The sequence below is a fragment of the Streptomyces sp. NPDC087859 genome (assembly GCF_044742595.1).
Taxonomy (GTDB): Bacteria; Actinomycetota; Actinomycetes; order Streptomycetales; family Streptomycetaceae; genus Streptomyces; species Streptomyces canus_F.
Genome location: NZ_JBIUUU010000036.1, coordinates 13,534 through 32,783, shown reverse-complemented (window position 1 = coordinate 32,783; position 19,250 = coordinate 13,534). Strand labels below are relative to the sequence as shown.

Annotated in this window: 17 protein-coding genes; 12 read left to right on the top strand and 5 right to left on the bottom strand. The window is 70.7% G+C overall.

Translation table 11 applies throughout. The features are described 5' to 3' along the window. Positions 1 to 32 precede the first annotated feature (32 nt). Positions 33 to 2,759, bottom strand: coding sequence for a protein kinase (locus ACIOHP_RS48725; protein ID WP_401898191.1), 2,727 nt, complete (start codon positions 2,757 to 2,759; stop codon positions 33 to 35). 241 nt (positions 2,760 to 3,000) lie between these two features. Here ACIOHP_RS48725 and ACIOHP_RS48720 point away from each other — a divergent pair, with 241 nt between their 5' ends. Beyond that, positions 3,001 to 3,714: an LPXTG cell wall anchor domain-containing protein gene (locus ACIOHP_RS48720; RefSeq protein ID WP_401898143.1), complete on the top strand. Its 714-nt coding sequence runs from the start codon at positions 3,001 to 3,003 to the stop codon at positions 3,712 to 3,714. 50 nt (positions 3,715 to 3,764) lie between these two features. Next, positions 3,765 to 5,057 (top strand): FAD-binding oxidoreductase, encoded by a 1,293-nt coding sequence (locus ACIOHP_RS48715; RefSeq protein ID WP_401898141.1) that lies wholly within the window; start codon positions 3,765 to 3,767, stop codon positions 5,055 to 5,057. On the opposite strand, the gene ACIOHP_RS48710 is transcribed toward ACIOHP_RS48715, so the two are convergent. Continuing rightward, on the bottom strand, positions 5,047 to 5,625 hold the full coding sequence (locus ACIOHP_RS48710) for a biotin transporter BioY (protein WP_046259603.1): 579 nt from the start codon (positions 5,623 to 5,625) through the stop codon (positions 5,047 to 5,049). The two genes, ACIOHP_RS48715 and ACIOHP_RS48710, sit on opposite strands and share 11 nt — an antisense overlap. 271 nt (positions 5,626 to 5,896) lie before the next feature. Here ACIOHP_RS48710 and ACIOHP_RS48705 point away from each other — a divergent pair, with 271 nt between their 5' ends. The 9 genes from ACIOHP_RS48705 (at position 5,897) to ACIOHP_RS48665 (ending at position 14,705) form a co-directional block, all read left to right on the top strand. Beyond that, positions 5,897 to 5,983, top strand: coding sequence for a putative leader peptide (locus ACIOHP_RS48705; protein WP_353694792.1), 87 nt, complete (start codon positions 5,897 to 5,899; stop codon positions 5,981 to 5,983). A gap of 58 nt (positions 5,984 to 6,041) precedes the next feature. Then, positions 6,042 to 7,241: an ROK family protein gene (locus ACIOHP_RS48700; RefSeq protein ID WP_401898140.1), complete on the top strand. Its 1,200-nt coding sequence runs from the start codon at positions 6,042 to 6,044 to the stop codon at positions 7,239 to 7,241. 180 nt (positions 7,242 to 7,421) lie between these two features. Continuing rightward, positions 7,422 to 8,489, top strand: a complete 1,068-nt coding sequence (locus tag ACIOHP_RS48695; protein ID WP_361540854.1) for an ABC transporter substrate-binding protein — start codon at positions 7,422 to 7,424, stop codon at positions 8,487 to 8,489. Next, the gene (locus ACIOHP_RS48690) at positions 8,486 to 9,337 is read left to right on the top strand and encodes an ABC transporter permease (RefSeq protein WP_401898138.1); all 852 of its coding nucleotides are present in this window, start codon (positions 8,486 to 8,488) and stop codon (positions 9,335 to 9,337) included. The genes ACIOHP_RS48695 and ACIOHP_RS48690 overlap by 4 nt, the downstream gene beginning before the upstream one ends. Next, the gene (locus ACIOHP_RS48685; RefSeq protein ID WP_361540860.1) at positions 9,313 to 10,038 is read left to right on the top strand and encodes an ABC transporter ATP-binding protein; all 726 of its coding nucleotides are present in this window, start codon (positions 9,313 to 9,315) and stop codon (positions 10,036 to 10,038) included. Before ACIOHP_RS48690 ends, ACIOHP_RS48685 begins: the two co-directional genes overlap by 25 nt. 182 nt (positions 10,039 to 10,220) lie before the next feature. Next, positions 10,221 to 11,552 (top strand): LLM class flavin-dependent oxidoreductase, encoded by a 1,332-nt coding sequence (locus ACIOHP_RS48680; protein ID WP_401898136.1) that lies wholly within the window; start codon positions 10,221 to 10,223, stop codon positions 11,550 to 11,552. 11 nt (positions 11,553 to 11,563) lie between these two features. Then, positions 11,564 to 12,454, top strand: coding sequence for a TauD/TfdA dioxygenase family protein (locus ACIOHP_RS48675; protein WP_401898134.1), 891 nt, complete (start codon positions 11,564 to 11,566; stop codon positions 12,452 to 12,454). Between the two features lie 112 nt (positions 12,455 to 12,566). After that, positions 12,567 to 13,949 (top strand): amino acid permease, encoded by a 1,383-nt coding sequence (locus ACIOHP_RS48670; protein WP_401898132.1) that lies wholly within the window; start codon positions 12,567 to 12,569, stop codon positions 13,947 to 13,949. 114 nt (positions 13,950 to 14,063) lie between these two features. Then, positions 14,064 to 14,705 (top strand): superoxide dismutase, encoded by a 642-nt coding sequence (locus ACIOHP_RS48665; RefSeq protein WP_401898130.1) that lies wholly within the window; start codon positions 14,064 to 14,066, stop codon positions 14,703 to 14,705. Between the two features lie 115 nt (positions 14,706 to 14,820). Here the strand turns inward: ACIOHP_RS48665 and ACIOHP_RS48660 are convergent, their stop codons facing one another. From ACIOHP_RS48660 to ACIOHP_RS48650, 3 genes are read right to left on the bottom strand one after another with little or no spacing between them, the layout of a single operon-like run. Beyond that, positions 14,821 to 15,597, bottom strand: coding sequence for an SAM-dependent methyltransferase (locus tag ACIOHP_RS48660; protein ID WP_401898127.1), 777 nt, complete (start codon positions 15,595 to 15,597; stop codon positions 14,821 to 14,823). A 12-nt stretch (positions 15,598 to 15,609) separates the two neighbouring features. After that, entirely contained in the window at positions 15,610 to 16,233 is a 624-nt protein-coding gene (locus tag ACIOHP_RS48655) for a histidine phosphatase family protein (protein WP_401898125.1), read from the bottom strand. Beyond that, positions 16,230 to 17,663 carry an FGGY-family carbohydrate kinase gene (locus tag ACIOHP_RS48650; protein WP_401898188.1) on the bottom strand — a complete coding sequence of 478 codons (1,434 nt, stop codon included), beginning with the start codon at positions 17,661 to 17,663 and terminating at the stop codon, positions 16,230 to 16,232. Before ACIOHP_RS48650 ends, ACIOHP_RS48655 begins: the two co-directional genes overlap by 4 nt. A 164-nt stretch (positions 17,664 to 17,827) precedes the next feature. Here ACIOHP_RS48650 and ACIOHP_RS48645 point away from each other — a divergent pair, with 164 nt between their 5' ends. Then, complete coding sequence (locus ACIOHP_RS48645) at positions 17,828 to 19,249, top strand: ABC transporter substrate-binding protein (protein ID WP_401898124.1); 1,422 nt, start codon at positions 17,828 to 17,830, stop codon at positions 19,247 to 19,249. Position 19,250 lies beyond the last annotated feature (1 nt).

Here is a 19,250-nt window from a genome sequence, read left to right as displayed (position 1 = left end):
GCCCCTCGCGAGGGGCCCCTTTTCTCATGCCGTCAAAGGATCGTGAAGCTGTCCGTGACCTTGTCGTACGTCTTCACCGCCTGGTTCTCGATGTCGGGCTGGTACCAGGTGTTGATCTGGTACGACTTGCCGTCCGCGTTGAAGCCCAGCAGCCGGGCGTGCCACTTGGTGCCCTTGAGGGTGAAGGTGTACTCCCAGACGACCGCCGGGTAGTCGCGGAACTTCGTCTCCTCCAGCCGGATCTTCTGGTAGTCCTCGCCCTGGTGGGCGTTCTGCTCCGAGGTCTGCCAGGTCTCCATCAGATCGCCGCGGGCCAGCGAGGACTTGGCGACGAGTTCCTGTCTGCCGTCCGGTGACGTGTAGTGGACCTCGGCGCCCGTCTTCACGTCCCTGCGCCAGCCCTCCGGTGTCGCCCAGGCGAACCCGCCAGCCTCCCGGTGCGCGCCCGGCGGCAGGCTCTGCGGGCGGGATGTGCCCTCGACGGTGGGCGACGGTGTCTCGGACACGGTCGAGGAGGGGGCCCGTGAGCTGTCCGCCTGATTCCCGCCGGGTGAGCCGGAGTTCATCAGGAGCACGACGGCGACGACCGCACCGGCGGTGACCACGGCCGCGGCGGCGAGGAGTCCGGTACGGCGGTGCGGGTGCGGGTGCGGCGGGCCGCTCGGACGGGCGGGTCCCGGCAGTTCGCCGGGCTCCGTCCCGAGCGGCGGCTCGTGCACCGGCCGCCTCTCGGTGACCGCCTCGGACCGGTTGAGCGACACACCGCGTACGGCTCCCGCCGGGCTGCCGACGGGGGTTTCGGAACGGACCTCGGAACTGGTGGACGCGGCCGCTTCCGTGGAGGCGTTGCCGTGATCGAGGGCGGGTGAGGGTGTGGGGCGGCCGGGAGAGGGCGCTTGAGTGGCGGGGCGCTGGGTCTGCGCGGGTGCGGTGCGCCCCTGCGGGATCGCGTCATGGACGGAATCGGGTTCCGGCTCGGGGCGCCGGGGGTCGGGAGCCATGGGGACGCGAGAGACGTCCACGTAGGCGGGCGTGGGTGATTCGTGGGGGGCCCACGGGAGTCGGGGGGTCGCACGGTCGGGCGCCGGCGTCCGCGGAGTGGCCGCCGAGGGCACCGACGACGGTGCGCGGCCGGAGGCGGACTCACCCGCCGATTCGGACTCCGGCGCGTGAGGACCACCCGTCGCTTCCGGCCCGACCTCACCCGGGCGATCCCGCCCAGGCTCGGCCAAGTCCCCCGGCCCCGGCACGTATTCCGGCCCAGCGGGCCAACCCGCCGACTCCAGCGCGTGAAGACCACCCCCCGCTTCCGCCCCGGCCTCACCCGGGCGCCCTTGCCCGAACCCGGCCGAGTCCCCCGGCCCAGCCCCGGGCCCGCGCGCGTATTCCGGCCCAGCGGACCAACCCGCCGACTCCGGCGCGTGAGGACCACCCGTCGCTTCCGGCCCGGCCTCGGCCAGGCGGTCCCGCCCAGACTCGGCCAAGTCCCCCGGTCCGGCCGCGCGCTCCGGCCCAGCAGCGGACCAAACTGCCGATTCCGGCGCCTGAGGACCACCCGTCGCTTCCGGCTCGGCCTCGGCCAGGCGGTCCCGCCCAGACTCGGCCAAGTCCCCCGGTCCGGCCGCGTATTCCGGCCCAGCAGCGGACCAAACCGCCGACTCCGGCGCGTGAGGACCGCCCGTCGCTTGCGGTCCGGCCTTGGCCAGGCGGTCCCGCCCAGAGTCGGCCAAGTCCCCCGGTCCGGCCGCGTGTTCCGGCCCAGTGGCGGGCCAGACCGTCGGCTCCGGCGCGTGGGGACCGTCCGTCGGTTCGTGGCCGGTCGCGGCCGAGTGGTCGTGGCCGGGCTCGGGCGGGTTCCCGGGCCTGGTCGTCGGCAGGTGTTCCGGGGCGTCGGGCTTCGGATCCGTTGTTCGGGGTTGGTTCGCGGGCGGTGGGTTTCCGGGGGACGGGGGGCGTTGCGGCTCGTGGGGTTGTGGTGCTCTGGTTACCGCCACTGTCGGGGTGGGCGGGGGGAAGGCCACCGGTCGGAGGGCGGTCTCCAGGTCCTCCAGTCCGGGGCGGACATCGGGGTCCTTCTCCAGGAGGGCGTCGAGGATGTCGCGCAACGGGCCCGCCGCGGCGGGGAGTTCGGGCTCCTCGTAGAGGACCGCGTGGAGCGTGGCGAGTGTGGTGTCGCGGGAGAACGGGGAGTGGCCGCCCATGGCCGCGCAGAGTGTCGCGCCGAGGGACCAGATGTCGGACGGCGGGCCCTGGGGGCGGCCGGAGATGCGCTCGGGGGCCATGTAGTCGGGTGAGCCGACCAGCATGCCGACCATCGTCAGCGCCTTCGCGTCCTGGATCGCCGCGATGCCGAAGTCCGTGAGGACCACGCGCTGTCCGTTCCGCTCCACCAGGACGTTGCCCGGCTTGATGTCCCGGTGCAGGACGCCACGGGCGTGCACCTGACGCAGTGCCGTCACCAGGCCGACGCCGATACGGGCCGCCTCCAGGGGACCGAGCGGGCCGTCCTCCGCGATCATGCGTTCCAGGGAGCGGCCGGCGACCAACTCCATGACGATCCACAGACGTTCGCCCTCGTCGACGACGTCATAGATCCGTACGACATTGGGGTGGTCGATCCGCGCCGTGGCCCGGGCCTCGCGCAGCGTGCGTTCCCGGCGGGTGCGCGCGTCCTCCGCGTCGAGGCCGTCTATGCGCATCTCCTTGACCGCGACCTCCCGGTCGAGCATCTCATCGGCGGCTCGCCACACCCGCCCCATTCCCCCCTGGCCGATACTCTCGACCAGGCGATAACGTCCCGTCACCAATATCCCGGGAGCCCCACCGCTCCTCGTGTTTCCCGTATTCCCCGGCAATCCGTCACACCCCCCTCAACCACGCACCGGCCAACGCCTACTTCAACACAATGGTCACACTTCGCGCCGTACCAGCATAGTGCGGAGAAATCTTGTGGTAGCTCTTCAAGTACTGCGAATTCAGGCGCAGCCAAGGGGGACGAACATGAGTTCTCGTCGTATGACGACCATCGCGGGATCGCTGGTCACGGCATCTTTTTCGGCCGTGCTGATCCTCTCCACCGCCGCCGGCGCGGACGAGGGACCCGGAAGCAGCAAGGGGGGAAAGGCCGTCGACGAGGCACCGGCGGGCGTGAAGCTGACCACGCTGCTGCCCGAACAGATCTCGGTCGACAACAGTTCCGAAAAGACCGACCTCACCGCCACGGTGAAGAACGAAGGGACCAAGGACAGCGGAAAGATCCGGCTTTTGGTCGTCGGCTTCGACGGCCTGACGGTCAATAACGTTCAAGGGTGCTCCTCGATTGCCGAAAGTGATCTGCCGGAGGGCTCGAACAGCGGTTTCGCCTGCCCGATCGACAATCTCGCGGCCGGTAAGTCGAAGTCGTACGTCGTGGACGCGACATTCGATCTCGGAAAGACCGGCAAGATCTGTCTGCCGGTACAGACCGGCGACGGGAAGAAGACGTTCTGGCAGCAGGGCCCGGTTCCTTTCGGTACGACGAACCCGTCACCGAACGCCCCGGCCACCCCGCTGCTGCTCGGCACCGACAACCAGCCCGTGGGGCCGGGCGGCGACAAGGAACTGCCCAAGACCGGTCCCGCCCGTGACCTGCTCCCGCTGGGGGCGGGCGGCGCGGCACTGCTGACGGCCGGTGCGGCCGGGATGTGGTGGTCGACGCGGCGCCGGGAGGCCTGACCGACGACGGAGGCATAACCTGACGGAAACTGTCAGGTTATGCCTCCAGCATGCGGTGCATGAACAGCCACACAGCAGAGGAACTCAGCGGATTCCAGACCGGATTCACCGTGCGTCCCGCACATGTCATCGCCGCCGCCTCGGCCGACGACGTCATCGCCGCCGTGCGCCACGCCGCCGCCGAGCGGCTGCCGGTGACCGTCCAGGCCACGGGGCACGGACTGCGGGGCCCGGTGGAGGGCGGCGCACTCGTCTCGACGCGGCGCATGGACCGGGTGAGCGTCGACCCGGTCGAACGCACCGCCCGCGTCCAGGCCGGGGTCCGCTGGAGCCAGGTCGTCGAGGCCGCCGCGCCTCACGGGCTCGCGCCGCTCAACGGCTCGGCGCCGGGGGTCGGCGCCGTGTCGTACACGCTGGGCGGCGGACTCGGCATCCTGGCGCGGGAGTTCGGGTACGCGGCCGATCACGTCCGTTCACTCGACGTCGTCACCGCGGACGGTCGGCTGCGGCGGGTGACCCGGGAGTCGGCGCCCGATCTGTACTGGGCGCTGCTCGGTGCCGGGCACGGCTTCGGTGTCGTCACCGAGCTGGAGATCGGTCTCGTCCCGGTGCGGAGGCTGTACGGCGGCTCGCTCGCCTTCGACGGGCGTCAGGTCGATCCGGCGGCCGCGCTGCGGGCGTACGAGGCATGGACGCGGACCGTACCGGACAGGCTGACCTCGTCCTTCGCGGCCGTACCGTATCCGGACCTGCCGGCGCTGCCGCCGCACCTGCGCGGGCGGTACGTCCTGTCGGTACGGGTCGCGTACACGGGCGCCGACGGGGAGCGGCTCGTCGCCCCGCTGCGGGAGATCGGGCCGGTGCTCTCCGACTCGCTGCGGGAGATGCCGTACACCGAGAGCCACACCATCCACAGCGACCCGGACTTCCCGCACACGTACTACGGGGACAGTGCGGTGCTGGGTGAGTTCGATCCCGCGGCAGCAGGTGAGGTCCTCCGACGTACCGGGCCGGGCTCCGGCGCCATGACCGTCGTACAGATCAATCATCTCGGTGGGGCGCTCGCCGAGGCCGCGCCGAACTCCGTGCCGTGGCGCGAAGGGCGGTTCCTGGTGAGGCTGTTGGCCGTGGGGGAACGGGCGAAAGCCCGGGAGGTCCTCGATCCGGCCTTCGCGTCGCTCGCGCCCGTGACGCTCGGGCGAGCGGTCAACTTCGCGTTCGGGGCCGGGGACCGGAACGCGGGCTTCTACGACGACGTGACGCGCAAGAGGCTCGCCGGGCTGAAGTCGCAGTACGACCCGGCGAGCCTCTTCCCTGACCACGTCAGGGGTTTCAGCGGTTGACGAACTTCCAGGTCGTGGGCAGCAGGCCCATCGCCAGGGCCGCCTTGAGGGCGTCGCCGATCAGGAACGGGGTGAGGCCGGCCGCGATGGCGGCGGAGGCGGACATGCCGGTGGCGAGGGCCAGGTACGGGACGCCGACGGCGTAGATGATCGCCTCGCCGAGCAGCATCGCGCCCGCCGTGCGCCACACGGAGCGGTCGGCGCCGCGGCGGGCCAGGGCGCCGACGACGGTGGAGGCGAGGATCATGCCGAGGATGTAACCGAAGGAGGGGGCCGAGCCACCGGAGGTGGCGCCCGCGAACCACGGCACGCCCGCGATGCCCGCGAGCGCGTACAGCGCGAGGGAGAGGAAGCCTCGGCCCGCGCCCAGCGTCGTGCCGACGAGCAGCGCGGCGAAGGTCTGGCCGGTCACCGGCACCGGGGAGCCCGGCACGGGCACCGAGAGCTGGGCGGCGAGGCCGGTGAGCGCGGCGCCGCCGAGCACGAGCGCGACGTCCCGGACACGGGAGGCCGGGAGCAGGTCGGCGAGGACCTGGCCAGGGCGGACGGGGGCGACGGCGGTGCTCATGGGGACTCCGCGAGGGTATGAACGGCGAGGGACATCGCGACGCTATCCCGGCACCCGCACGCCGATCACCGTCAGCGCTCGACAAAGGCGGGAGCCGCGACTTGGTGGGCTCCAGACAAAGGGTGGTGGTTACACCGGGTAGGACGTGACACCGGTCACTCAGGCCGGGACGTTTCACTCACGTGTCGAGTGTGAACGGCGTCTGTAGGGTCCCACCAAACAGGGCGTCGCACTCTGGCCGGATCCGGCCGACACACCTACTCTTCGAGCCATGGTTGCCCAGGCCCTCACCCTCACGTCGCGTCGCCACGTCGACCTGCGACGAGTGAGCGCGGCCGCCTGTCGCCGCCCCGGGTGAGGCGGCTCCGGCGCGCCTTCCCCTCCGAGACGGCGCAGTGTCGGAACCGCTCCCGAGGATGATCGCCATGCCCACCGCCCTTGCCTCCCCCATCTCGCGCGCCGCCGACGCCAACCGGCGGCGCACCAGCGCCAGCGTCGTGCTGCGGTCCGTGCTGGAGCACGGGCCGGTGGCGCGCTCCACCATCGCCCGGCTCACCGGGCTCTCCCCCGCCTCGGTCACCGACTACTGTGCCCGGTTCGCCGGGCTCGGACTGATCCGGGACGCGGCCGTGCCCCGGCGGTCGAACGGTGTGGGGCGACCCCATGTGCCGGTCGACCTGGACTCCTCGGCGTTCGTCATGGGCGGCGTCCATGTGGCGGTGCCCCACACCACCGTCGCGCTGCTCGATCTGCGGGGACGCGTGGTGGCCTCGCGGGAGCTCAAGCACGAGGGCGTCACCGAGCCGGGGCGGGTGCTGGCGCGGGCCGCCGACGGGCTGGGCGCACTGCTGGCCGAGGCGCCGGGGCGTCGGCCACTCGGCGTCGGCTTCGCGGCCGGCGGCTGGGTGGACCAGGAGGCCGGGACCGTCGTCGAGCACCAGCTGCTGGGCTGGCGGGACGTGCCGGTGCGGGAGCTGATCGGGGCGCGCACCGGGCTGCCGGTCCATGTGGACGGGCACGCGCGGGCGTTGGTCAACGCGGAGCGGCTGTTCGGGCGGGCACGCGGCAGCCGGAGCGTGCTGCACCTGTTCGTCGGCAACGTCGTCGACGCCGCGTTCGCCACCAACGACGAGGTGCACCACGGGCCGCGTTCGCAGGCCGGCGCGATCGCCCATCTGCCGCTCGACGGCGGCACGCAGAGGTGCGGGTGCGGGCGGGTCGGCTGCCTTCAGGTCGAGCTCAGCGAGCGGACGCTGTGCGAGCGGGCGCGGGAGGCGGGCGTCATGGCCGGGGTGAACCCGATGCGTCTCGTGAAGGGGGCGGCGGGCGGAGACGCGGTGGCCGCGCGGCTGCTGGTGGAGCGCTCGCGGATGACGGGGCGGGCGGCCGGGCTGCTGCTCGACATCCTCAACCCGGAGACCGTCGTCGTCACCGAGGTCGGCGCGATCCATCGGGAGGACTGCCTCTCCGCGCTGCGCGAGGAGGTGGGACCCGAGCGGGCGGCGGCCGTGATCCCGACGAGTTTCCCGGATTCCGTACTGGCGGTGGCAGGCGGTTCGGTGGCCCTCGACATGCTCTACCGGGATCCACTGGCCGTGTCACCTGAGCGGAATTAATTCAGAAACTCCGAATATTGACACGGGTTCCGCACAACCGGGAGCATCTTGTTCATGAGCCCTCACCTGCACTGTCGCGCCTTCTGTTGCTGACACGTTGCCCCGTGTGACGCGCTCATTTCTGCCGCGTGAATTTATTTCTCCGCGCTTTTCTCATGCACCAGTTCAGGGAGTCCTCCCATGTCCTTTTCCCGTACGTCCGGCATAGACCGGCGACTGTTCCTGACCTCACTCGTGGGCGCCGCGGCCGGTGTCGCGGGCCTCAGCGGCTGCGCCGAGTCCAGCGCCGCCACCGGCGGCAAGGGCGCCTCGACCGCCCCGCTCGCCGCCAAGGTCCCGGCCGGCACCAGCCTGAAGGTGTCCTCCTTCTCGAACACCCAGCAACTCCAGTTCAAGCTCGCCAAGTTGGGCGAGCTGCCTTTCAAGGTGTCGAGCTGGGTGAATGTCGCCGCCGGCCCCGATGTCATCAACGCCTTTCGCGCCGAGTCCCTGGATCTCGCCAACAATGCGGGAATTCCGCCGATCCAGGCGCACTACCAGGGCTTCGACGCGAAGATCGTCGCGATCAACATCACCCGGAAGCCGAATTACGTCTTCGCCACCAAGCCCGGCAGCGACATCCGCACCGTCGAGGACTTCCGGGGGAAGAAACTCGCCTTCTCGCAGGGCCAGGCCCAGGGTGTCGTGCTGCTGCGGGCGTTGAAGAAGGCCGGCCTGAAGTACGACGAGGTGAAGCTGGTCCCGCTGACCAGCAACCAGTTCCTCACCGCCCTGCAGTCCGGCCAGGTGGACATCGCCCCACTGGGCAACACCCAGTCGCCCGCCTACCTCTCGCAGTACGGGTCCAAGGGCGCCCGGGTCGTCAGGACGGACGTCGTCGACCTGCTCAACCTGCTGTGGGCACCGACCGCCGTGCTGAACGACGAGGCGAAGGCCGCCGCGGTCGCCGCCTACATCCCGTTCTGGGCCAAGGGTCAGGTCTGGGCGTACGAGAACCCCGACATCTGGAACGAGGAGTTCTACGTCAAGACGCAGAACCTGACCCTCGCACAGGCGCAGAGCATCAGCGCTCTCGCCAACAAGCCGCTGTTCTCGCCGAGTTGGGACGAGGCGATCCGCTGGGAGCAGGAGACCGCCGATCTGCTGGCGGAAGGCGGGTTCGTGAAGAAGTTCGACGTGTCCTCGCTCTTCGACCACCGCTTCGAGGGCATCGCCGCGAAGTCCGTATCAGAGGAGTACCGGAAATGAGTGCTGTGACCACGACGGCGACGCCGACGGCACCGGCCGTCGCGGAACCCTCGAAAGCGGTACGGCGGAAGCGGCGGGGCCTCTCCCCCGGCCGCCGCCTGCCGGCCAGCCGGCTCATCGGCCCCGCCCTCCTGCTCGCCCTGTGGGCCGCCGCCTCCGCCGCGGGACGGCTGGACCCGGCCGCGATCCCGGCGCCCTGGACGGTGGTGGAGACCGGCGCACATCTGTGGACGGACGGCACCCTGCGGGGCGACATCCTCACCTCGCTCCAGCGCGCGGCCTCCGGGTTCGCGATCGGTCTCGTCGCTGGCGTCGCCCTCGCGCTGGCGGCCGGGCTGAGCCGGGTCGGGGAGGCGCTCATCGACGGGTCGGTGAACCTCAACCGGGCGATCCCGACCCTCGGTCTGATCCCGCTGTTCATCCTCTGGCTGGGCATCGGCGAGACCTTCAAGATCGCCATCATCGCGATCGTCGTCTACATCCCGATCTATCTGAACACCCACGCCGCGCTGTCCGGCATCGACAGCCGGTTCGTCGAACTCGCCGAGGTGCAGGGACTCAACCGGTACCAGTTCATACGCCAGATCGTCATCCCCGGCGCACTGCCCGGATTCTTCGTGGGACTCCGGCTCGGTGTCACCGGCTCCTGGCTCGGCCTCGTCGTCCTCGAGCAGATCAACGCCACCAGCGGACTCGGCTACATGATGTTCCAGGCCCAGAACTACGGCCAGTCGGACGTCATCCTCGTCGGACTCGTCGTCTACGGCATCTTCGGACTCGCCTCCGACAGCACGGTCCGCTTCATCGAACGGAGGGTGCTGTCATGGCGACGCACACTGAGCAACTGACCCGGCCGGCCGTCCGGCTCCGGGGGCTGACCCGGTCGTTCGACGGGCGGGTCGTCCTCGACGGGATCGACCTCGACATTCCCGCCGGGCAGTTCGTCGCCCTGCTCGGGCACAGCGGGTCCGGCAAGAGCACGCTGCTGCGGGCGATCGCGGGGCTCGACCACGAGGTCGTCGGGAGCGGTCGACTCGCCGCGCCCGAGCGGGTGTCGGTGGTCTTCCAGGACTCGCGGCTGCTGCCGTGGCGCCGGGTCCTGGACAACGTACTGCTGGGGACGGACGGCGAGGACAAGGGGCGGGCCGCTCTCGAGGAAGTCGGGCTGAAGGGGCGGGAGCGGGCCTGGCCCAATGAGTTGTCCGGGGGTGAGGCCCAGCGGGCGGCGCTCGCGCGGTCGTTGGTGCGGGAGCCGGAGCTGTTGCTGGCCGATGAGCCGTTCGGGGCGTTGGACGCGCTGACGCGGATCAAGATGCACGCGCTGCTGCGGGAGTTGTGGGAGCGGCATCGGCCGTCGGTACTGCTGGTCACGCATGACGTGGATGAGGCGATCGTGCTGGCGGATCGGGTGCTGGTGCTGGAGGAGGGGCGGGTCGGGGTCGATCTGGCGATCGAGCGGCCTCATCCGCGGTCGTATCGGGATCCGTTGCTCGGGGAGTACCGGGAGCGGTTGCTCGCGGCGCTGGGGGTGACCGAGGACGTGGGGTGAGCGGCGGCCCGCGGCGAAGCCGCTGATGGATGCAGCCTCGCCCCCGCCGCCCCTGCCCGTCCCATCCCCAGGGGCGCTGCCCCTTCGACCCCGCTGGGGCTCCGCCCCAGACCCCGATCGGCCCGAAGGGCCTCGTCCTCAAACGCCGGACGGGTTGAAACGCCACACGCAAAGGACCTCGTATGACCCGCCAGCTCCACCTCAACGCCTTTCTCATGAACACCGGGCACCACGAAGCCTCCTGGAGGCTGCCGGAAAGTGATCCGTATGCCCATGTCGAGCTGGATCACTACGTCAGGCTCGCCAGGAGTGCCGAGCGGGGCACGTTCGACTCGCTGTTTCTCGCCGATGGTCCGCAGTTGTGGGGGAACATCGCGCAGCGGCCCGCGGGTGCTCTGGAGCCGCTCACGTTGCTCACCGCGCTGGCGACGGCCACCGAGCACATCGGGCTGATCGCCACGGCGTCCACGTCGTACAACTCGCCCTACAACCTGGCCCGTAAGTTCGCCTCGCTGGACATCATCAGCGGTGGCCGGGCGGGCTGGAACATCGTCACCACCGCCGGGGCGGAGGCGGCCCGCAACTTCGGGCTCGACGCCGAGCCGGCCCACGCCGAGCGGTACGCGCGTGCCGCGGAGTTCCTGGACGTCGCCCTCAAGCTCTGGGACAGCTGGGAGGACGACGCGATCGTCGGCGACAAGTCGGCCGGGGTGTGGGGTGATGACGGCAAGATCCATCCGCCCCGGCACCAGGGGACGTACTTCAGTGTCGAGGGCGCCCTGAACGTGCCGCGCTCGCCCCAGGGTTACCCGCTGCTCGTGCAGGCGGGGTCGAGCGAGGACGGGAAGCGGTTCGCGGCCCGGTACGCGGAGGCGGTGTTCACCGCGCAGCAGACCCTGAAGGACGCGCAGGACTTCTACTCCGACCTCAAGGCCCGTACCGCGGCGGCCGGCCGGGATCCCGAGCACATCAAGGTGCTGCCCGGGATCGTGCCCGTCATCGGGTCCACGGAGGCCGAGGCGCGGGCGGCCGAGCAGATCCTCGAGGACCACATCGTGTACTCGCACGGTCTCGACCGGCTGGAGCGGCTGCTGCAACTGGAGCCCGGCCGACTGGAGTTGGACGCGCGGCTGCCTGCCGATCTGCCCTCCGAGGATGCCGTCGAAGGGGCCAAGAGCCGGTACACCCTCATCGTCGAGCTCGCCCGGCGGGAATCCCTCACCGTGCGGCAGCTCATCGGGCGGCTCGGTGGCGGACGCGGGCACCTCACCTTCGCGGGGACGCCCGAGCAGGTCGCCGACGCGATCGAGCGGTGGTTCACGCTCGGTGCCGCCGACGGCTTCAACATCATGCCGGCCGTACTGCCGTCCGGCCTCGACCTCTTCGTCGACCACGTCGTCCCGATCCTGCGCGCCCGCGGCCTGCTCCGCGAGGAGTACGGACCGCGCCGGACCCTGCGGGAGCGCTACGGCCTCCCCCGCCCCGCCAACCAGTACACCGCCACCCTGGTCTGAGAGGACATCCCATGAGCATCGAGATCACCAAGGTCACCGCCCACATCGGCGCCCGGATCGCCGGCGTCGACATCGCCAAGCCGCTCGACGAGGAGACGGTCACCGCTCTGCGCGAGGCGCTCAACGTCCACAAGGCGCTCGTCTTCGACGAGGTGAACCTGGACGACGAGGGCCAGCAGGCCTTCGCCCGCCACTTCGGCGACCTCACCACCGCCCACCCGACCGTGCCCGCCGTCGACGGCGTCCCGAACGTACTGCCCGTCGACAGCGAGCAGGGCAGCGCCAACCACTGGCACACGGACGTCACCTTCGTCCTCAACCCGCCGCAGGCCAGCACCCTGCGCAGCATCACGCTCCCGCCGTACGGCGGCGAGACCCTGATCGCCAGCTCGGCGGCCGCCTACCGCAGCCTGCCGGAGCCGCTGCGGCAACTGGCCGACACCCTGTGGGCCGAGCACACCAACGACTACGACTACGCGGTGCCCACGGAGGAGATCGACGAGGAGCGGGCCGCCCAGCGCGCCCGGTTCACCTCGATCAAGTACCGCACCGCCCACCCCGTGGTCCGCGTCCACCCGCTGACCGGCGAACGCGGGCTGTTCATCGGCGGGTTCGCCCAGCGGATCGTGGGCCTGTCGGTGGGTGAGTCCCGCACGCTGCTCGACCTGCTCCAGTCGTACGTGATCAGGCCGGAGCACATCCTGCGCCACCGCTGGTCCCCGAACCAGCTGGTGCTCTTCGACAACCGCATCACCCAGCACTACGCCGTCGACAACTACGACCGGCAGGCGCGCCGTCTGCACCGGGTGACCGTCGCCGGTGACGTGCCCGTCGGCGTCGAGGGCAAGGAGAGCTACTCGGTGGAGGGCGACGCGTCGCACTACACCAGCGTGGCGGCGTAGTCACGATCCGTACCGGACGCGTCCGGATACTGGGCAGCCTCCCCTTCCGACCGGGGAGGCTGCCCAGACTGTGGGCGTTTTTGCCCTCTCACGCACTGGACGAATCGCGCCCATGCCCAGCACCACCTCCGTCGAGGCTCCACAAGAGCCGGACGTCTCCCTCTCCCACGGCCTCAAGCAGCGCCATCTGTCGATGATCGCCCTCGGCGGTGTCATCGGCGCGGGTCTGTTCGTGGGTTCCGGCGCGGGTATCGCCGCCGCCGGTCCCTCGATCGTCGTCGCCTACGTCCTGTCCGGCCTCCTCGTGATGCTGGTGATGCGGATGCTCGGCGAGATGTCGGCCGCGTACCCCTCCTCGGGCTCCTTCTCCGCGCACGCCGAGCGCGCGATCGGGCCCTGGGCCGGCTTCACCGCCGGATGGTCCTTCTGGATCCTGCTCTGCACGGCCGTGGGCCTGGAGGGCATCGGCGCCGCGAAGATCGTGACGGGCTGGCTGCCGGGGACGCCGGAGTGGGCCTGGGTGGCCCTCTTCATGGTGGTCTTCTGCGCGGCCAACCTCGCCGCGGTGAAGAACTTCGGTGAGTTCGAGTTCTGGTTCGCGGCGCTGAAGGTGGGCGCGATCGGTCTGTTCCTGGTGCTGGGCGTCCTGGCGATCGCGGGCGTGCTTCCGGGCAGGGACTCGCCGGGTGCGTCGAACCTCTCCGACTTCCTGCCGAACGGCAGCGAGGGGCTGGTCATCGGCATCCTCGCCTCCGTCTTCGCGTACGGGGGTCTGGAGACGGTCACCATCGCGGCGGCGGAGTCCGAGAACCCGGTCAAGGGTGTGGCGAGCGCGGTCCGTACGGCGATGTGGCGCATCGCGCTCTTCTACATCGGCTCGATGGCGGTCATCGTCACGCTGGTCCCGTGGGACTCGGCCGCGGTCGTCGAGAAGGGCCCGTACGTCGCCGCGCTCGACTCGCTCGGTATCTCCGGTGCCGGCGAGCTGATGAACGTGGTCGTCCTCGTGGCGCTGCTCTCCGCGATGAACGCCAACATCTACGGCTCCTCGCGCATCGCCTACTCCCTGGTCGCGCGCGGCCAGGGCCCGAAGGCGCTGGGCAGGGTGTCGTCCGGGGTCCCCCGTGTCGCGGTCCTGGTCTCCTGCGTCTTCGGGTTCGTCTGCGTGCTGCTCAGCTACTGGCGTCCGGACGACGTCTTCTCCTGGCTCCTCAACATGATCGGCGCGGTGATCCTGGTCGTCTGGGGCTTCATCGCGGTCTCCCAGCTGCGGCTGCGCAGGCAGCTGGAGCGCGCGGCACCGGAGCGGCTGACCGTGCGGATGTGGGCGTTCCCGGTGCTGACGTGGGTCGCCATGGCGGGGATGGCGGCGATCTTCGTGCTGATGGCCCGGGAGGCGGACACGCGGGTGCAGCTGTACTTCACGGGCGGGATGACGGTGGTGCTGGCGGCGGTCGGTTACGCCTGGCAGCGCAGGCGCGCCAAGGCGACCTGACCGGCACGACCGGCCCGACCGGCCGAAAGCCCCCGTGTGGATCACACCGGGGGCTTTTTGCTGTTAGCTTGTTATTGCAAGCTAGTTGCAACAAGCTTTTGAGGGGACCCCTTCATGCCCGTCTACACGCTTCCCGAACTGCCCTACGACTACGCCGCGCTCGCCCCCGTGATCAGCCCCGAGATCATCGAGCTGCACCACGACAAGCACCACGCGGCGTATGTGAAGGGCGCGAACGACACGCTGGAGCAGCTGGCGGAGGCGCGGGACAAGGAGACATGGGGGGCGATCAACGGGCTGGAGAAAAACCTGGCCTTCCATCTGTCCGGGCACATCCTGCACTCGATCTACTGGCACAACATGACCGGTGACGGCGGCGGTGAGCCGCTGGCCGTGGACGGGGTGGGCGAGCTCGCGGACGCCATCACCGAGTCGTTCGGGTCGTTCGCGAACTTCAAGGCCCAGCTGACCAAGGCGTCGGCCACGACCCAGGGTTCGGGCTGGGGCGTCCTGGCCTACGAGCCGCTCAGCGGTCGCCTGATCGTCGAGCAGGTCTACGACCACCAGGGCAACGTCGGGCAGGGCTCGGTGCCGATCCTCGTCTTCGACGCCTGGGAGCACGCCTTCTATCTGCAGTACAAGAACCAGAAGGTCGACTTCATCGAGGCGATGTGGGCCGTCGTCAACTGGCAGGACGTGGCCCGGCGTCACGAGGCCGCGAAGTCCCGGGCGGATGTGCTGCTCCTGGCGCCGTGAGGCGCGTACGGGTCGTCCTGCCTCGTGATCGTCTTCTCAACCTTCACCGGCGGGCGGAATGACGGAAGCCCCCGCGAGGACGTGACTCGCGGGGGCTTCCTGGTGCGCCTCGGGATCAGGGCTTGCGGCCCACACCGCCGTGCTGGCCGATCGGCGTGGGAGTCGCGTCCGTGTCCGGGCGCCACAGGGGAACGGACACGATGCCCGGGTCCACCAGCTCCAGACCCTCGAAGTACCCGGTGATCTGCTCGATCGGGCGCAGGAAGTACGGAACGGCACCGGTCTCGTTGTAGGCGTCCTGGGCGTGTTCGTAGTCCGGGTCGGTGCCCCGTGACCCTTCGTTGAGCGAGAGGTAACTGCCCGAGGGGAGGCCGGCCAGGAGGCGGGTGACGAGCTCGCGGGCCTGGTCGTAGTCGGCGACGTGGCCGAGGATGCCACTCATGATCAGGGCCGTCGGCCGGGTGAGGTCGAGGGTCTTGGCCGCCGCCTGAAGGATGCGCTCGGGGTCGTACAGGCTCAGGTCCTCGTACGACGTCACACCCTCCGGCGTCGAGGTGAGCAGGGCGCGGGCGTGGGCGAGGACGAGCGGGTCGTTGTCGACGTAGACGATCTTCGACTCGGGGGCGCCGCGCTGCGCGACCTCATGGGTGTTGTCGACGGTGGGGAGCCCGGTGCCGACGTCCAGGAACTGGCGTACGCCCGCCTCCTCCACGAGGTACCGGATGCTGCGGCCGAGGAAGGCACGGCTGCTGCGGGCGATGGTGACGATGCCGGGGAAGACGGCGGTGTAGGCGTCGCCGGCGGCCTCGTCCACGGGGTAGTTGTCCTTGCCGCCCAGCCAGTAGTTCCAGATGCGGGCCGAGTGGGGCACCGAGGTGTCGATCTCCGTCATGGGGCCATGGTGCTACGACTCGCCCTGCTCACAGGGCACATTGAGGGAGAGAAGTGCGTAGGAATCGTCGCTGGTCACACGGAGTTCGGTGACCGCCGCGTTGTGTAGCCGAGGGAACACCCGCCGGTAGTCGCGCAGGGGGATGTGCAGCAGTTCGCACAGCACCAGACGGAACAGGGTGTTGTGCGCGACGACCAGGACACGCCCGGAGGGGTGGGCGGCCGCGATGCGGCGCAGGGCGGCCGCGCCCCGTGCGGCGGCTGCGACCGGGTCCTCGGCGCCGGGGAACGGGTGCGCCACCGGGTCGGCGCGGAAGGCCTCCGCCGCCCCGGGGTCCTCGGCCTCGAACTCGGCGAGGGTACGGCCCTCCACCACCCCGAAGTCGCATTCGCGCAGGTCGGGTTCGCGGTACGGGGTGAGGGCGAGGGCCTCGCAGGCGGGCTGTGCCGTGATGACGGCCCGGGAGACCGGGGACGTCCAGATCGCGTCGACCGGGTGCGCGGCGGCCCACCGTCCCAGCGCCGCGGCCTGCGCCCGGCCCTCGTCGGTGAGGGCCACGTCGCTCACCCCCGCGTAGCGGTTCTCGGCGTGCCAGACGGTCTGGCCATGGCGGGCCAGCAGCAGGATCGTGCTCATGAGTCCGCAGTATCCGGGGTGAGGCGGCTGTACGCGTGTGCCGCGACGGGTTCCGGCAGCCAGCCGCGGGTGGTCAGCTCGGTCACGAGCCTGGCGTACGGCTCCGCGAACAGAGCCGTACGGCCGGGGCGCGGTGCCACGACCGTACGGATGCGGACCATGCCCTCGGCGATGTCCGGCAGCGCCTCGCCGGTGACGCCGTGGGCCGCCAGCACCGCCATGCCCAGAGCCGGTTCGGTCTGTTCCGGGATCCGGGCGGGGCGGCCCAGGACGTCGGCGCGGAGCTGGTTCCAGTACGGGCTGCGGGCGCCGCCGCCGGTGAAGGCGAGGGGGCCGTCGAGGGGGGCGCCGAGGTGGTGGAGGTAGTCCAGGCAGAGGCGTTCCGCGAAGGCGACGCCCTGGAGGAGGGCCGCCCAGAGGTCGGCGTCGCCCGCGGGTTCGCCGAGGACCAGAGCGGTGGCCTGCGGGGCGAGGAAGGGGAAGCGCTCGCCCGGGGAGACGAGGGGGTAGGCGATCGCGCCGGCCGGCTCGTGCGCCGCGGCCCGCTCGTCCATCGCCGCCGGATCCGCCCCCGCGAACGCCGCCGTGAGCACCCCGGCGCCCACGCTGGAGGCGCCGCCGGGCAGCCAACTCCCGTCCGGTGCACGGTGGTTGTAGACGACGCCGGTGGGATCGTGGACGGGGACGGGGGAAGCGCCCTTGAGGACGAGGGTGGTGCCGAGCACGGAGTTCCAGGAGCCCTCGCGCAGGGCGCCGGACGCGATCTGGGCCGCGCAGCCGTCGGTCATGCCGGCGATCACGGGGGTGCCGGCGGGGATGCCGGTGGCCTCCGCGGCGGCCGGGCAGACCTCGCCGAGCAGGGTGCCGGGGCGGACGACGTCCGGCAGCCCGAGAGCGCCGGGGACGTCGGGCCACACGTCGGCCGCGACGTCGTAGGCCGTCTTGAGGGCGTGACTGGAGTCGGTGGGGACGGGCCGGCCGATCAGGCGGGCGGTGATGAGGTCGGGCTGGTGGGTGACGGTTCCCCGTCCATGGGTGCGGGCCAGCCACAGCGCCTTCGGCAGCCCCCAGGTGTGCTGCACCGCGAGGCCCGCCGAACGCAGCCGCTCCGCCTCGGCCCAGGCCCGGCCGTCGTCGTACATCAGCGCGGGGGTCACGGGCCGTCCGGCGGGGTCCGTCAGCAGTACGGTCCCGGAGGTGCCGCACACCGCGAGGCCCGCGATACGCCGGGAGCCGTCCCCGAGCGCCGCACCGGACGCCGTGCACACCGCCGTCCACCACTCCCCCGGATCCTGCTCGTGCCGCGGCCCGTCGCGCCGCCCGTCCAGCGGGGCCGTACCGCTGCCCAGGACCGCTCCGTCGGCGCCGACGACCAGGACCCGCACGCTCTGCGTACCGAGGTCGATCCCGAGCCATGCCTCCTGCGACATCCCGGCCTCCCGCACATCCCACACCGTGAACTTCTCACTCTGCACTGAGATTTACCCGTGCGCGAGGGATTGACGGCCCTCTTCCGCCGTTACACCCTCTGTTATCGAGTCGACTCGACGTGTGAGCAGAGCACACCGGACCCAGCCCCACCTGGAGGTCACGGATGGACACGCACGCGCACGACCGCCGGCGTTTCCTCGCGCTCGGCGCCGCCCTGGCAGCCGCCCCCGTCCTGTCCGCCTGCGGTGCCGGATTCGGCGGGGACGACGACAAGGGGGACGGCTCGGCCGCGGACGACGTCACCGGCGCCTTCGACTGGAAGCGCGAGCAGGGCACGACCGTCAAGGCGCTGCTCAACAAGCACCCCTACACGGACGCGCTCATCGCCGACCTCAAGGCCTTCACCGAGCGGACCGGCATCAAGGTCGAGTACGACGTCTTCCCCGAGGACAACTACTTCGACAAGCTCACCGTGGACCTGGCCGGCGGACGCGCCTCCTACGACGTCTTCATGCTCGGCGCGTACATGGTGTGGCAGTACGGGCCACCGGGCTGGCTGGAGGATCTCGGGCCCTGGATGCGCAACTCCGCGGCCACCGGCGCCGAATGGGACCAGGCCGACTTCTTCCCCAACCTGCTCCAGGCCGACCAGTGGTCGCTGAAGGCCGGTGCCCCGCTCGGGCAGGGCGGGCAGTACGCGCTGCCGTGGGGGTGGGAGACGAACGTCGTCGCCTACAACACCGAGGTGTTCAAGAAGCTCGGCCTCCGACCGGCCGAGACCTTCGACGAGTTACGCGAGATCGCCGGGGTCATCAAGGACAAGGCACCCGGCGCCGGGTTCGACGGCATGTACGGGATCGCCGTCCGCGGCTCCCGCAGCTGGGCCACCATCCATCCCGGCTTCATGACCATGTACGCCCGCAACGGCCTGCACGACTTCACGGTCAGCGGTGACAGGCTCACGCCCGCCATGAACACCCCCGAGGCGATCGCGTTCACCGAGGACTGGGCCGGCATGGTCAAGCAGGGCGGTCCGCCGTCCTGGACGTCGTACACCTGGTACCAGTGCTCCAGCGACCTCGGCGCGAAGAAGGCCGGGATGCTGTTCGACGCGGACACGGCCGCGTACTTCCAGGCGGTGAAGGGCGCCAGCCCGGCCTCCGGGAAGATCGCCTTCCACCCGGGGCCGAAGGGGCCCGACGGCTCGCTCGCCACCAACATGTGGATCTGGTCGCTCGGCATGAACGCCAAGAGCAAGAAGAAGAGCGCCAGTTGGCTCTTCCTCCAGTGGGCCACCGGCAAGGAACACCTGCGCCGGAGCGCGATCACCCACAACCACATCGACCCGGTACGGAAGTCGGTCGCCGACGACGCCGCTTACCAGGACAAGATGAAGAGCCTGCCCGGCTTCATCGAGACCTTCGAGACCGTCGTCGACCAGACGAAGATCCAGTTCACTCCGCAGGCGCAGTTCTTCGACGCCACCACCAGCTGGGCCGCGGCCCTCCAGGAGATCTACGGCGGCAAGAACGCCGAGTCGGTGCTCAACGGTCTGGCGGGCGACCTCGCCGACAAGGTGGACTAGC

Bases quoted from the DNA above. Each gene is read 5' to 3' on its own strand.
- ACIOHP_RS48725 (WP_401898191.1), bottom strand. From the start codon at position 2,759: ATGGGGCGGGTGTGGCGAGCCGCCGATGAGATGCTCGACCGGGAGGTC.
- ACIOHP_RS48720 (WP_401898143.1), top strand. From the start codon at position 3,001: ATGAGTTCTCGTCGTATGACGACCATCGCGGGATCGCTGGTCACGGCA.
- ACIOHP_RS48715 (WP_401898141.1), top strand. From the start codon at position 3,765: ATGCGGTGCATGAACAGCCACACAGCAGAGGAACTCAGCGGATTCCAG.
- ACIOHP_RS48710 (WP_046259603.1), bottom strand. From the start codon at position 5,625: ATGAGCACCGCCGTCGCCCCCGTCCGCCCTGGCCAGGTCCTCGCCGAC.
- ACIOHP_RS48705 (WP_353694792.1), top strand. From the start codon at position 5,897: ATGGTTGCCCAGGCCCTCACCCTCACGTCGCGTCGCCACGTCGACCTG.
- ACIOHP_RS48700 (WP_401898140.1), top strand. From the start codon at position 6,042: ATGATCGCCATGCCCACCGCCCTTGCCTCCCCCATCTCGCGCGCCGCC.
- ACIOHP_RS48695 (WP_361540854.1), top strand. From the start codon at position 7,422: ATGTCCTTTTCCCGTACGTCCGGCATAGACCGGCGACTGTTCCTGACC.
- ACIOHP_RS48690 (WP_401898138.1), top strand. From the start codon at position 8,486: ATGAGTGCTGTGACCACGACGGCGACGCCGACGGCACCGGCCGTCGCG.
- ACIOHP_RS48685 (WP_361540860.1), top strand. From the start codon at position 9,313: ATGGCGACGCACACTGAGCAACTGACCCGGCCGGCCGTCCGGCTCCGG.
- ACIOHP_RS48680 (WP_401898136.1), top strand. From the start codon at position 10,221: ATGACCCGCCAGCTCCACCTCAACGCCTTTCTCATGAACACCGGGCAC.
- ACIOHP_RS48675 (WP_401898134.1), top strand. From the start codon at position 11,564: ATGAGCATCGAGATCACCAAGGTCACCGCCCACATCGGCGCCCGGATC.
- ACIOHP_RS48670 (WP_401898132.1), top strand. From the start codon at position 12,567: ATGCCCAGCACCACCTCCGTCGAGGCTCCACAAGAGCCGGACGTCTCC.
- ACIOHP_RS48665 (WP_401898130.1), top strand. From the start codon at position 14,064: ATGCCCGTCTACACGCTTCCCGAACTGCCCTACGACTACGCCGCGCTC.
- ACIOHP_RS48660 (WP_401898127.1), bottom strand. From the start codon at position 15,597: ATGACGGAGATCGACACCTCGGTGCCCCACTCGGCCCGCATCTGGAAC.
- ACIOHP_RS48655 (WP_401898125.1), bottom strand. From the start codon at position 16,233: ATGAGCACGATCCTGCTGCTGGCCCGCCATGGCCAGACCGTCTGGCAC.
- ACIOHP_RS48650 (WP_401898188.1), bottom strand. From the start codon at position 17,663: ATGTCGCAGGAGGCATGGCTCGGGATCGACCTCGGTACGCAGAGCGTG.
- ACIOHP_RS48645 (WP_401898124.1), top strand. From the start codon at position 17,828: ATGGACACGCACGCGCACGACCGCCGGCGTTTCCTCGCGCTCGGCGCC.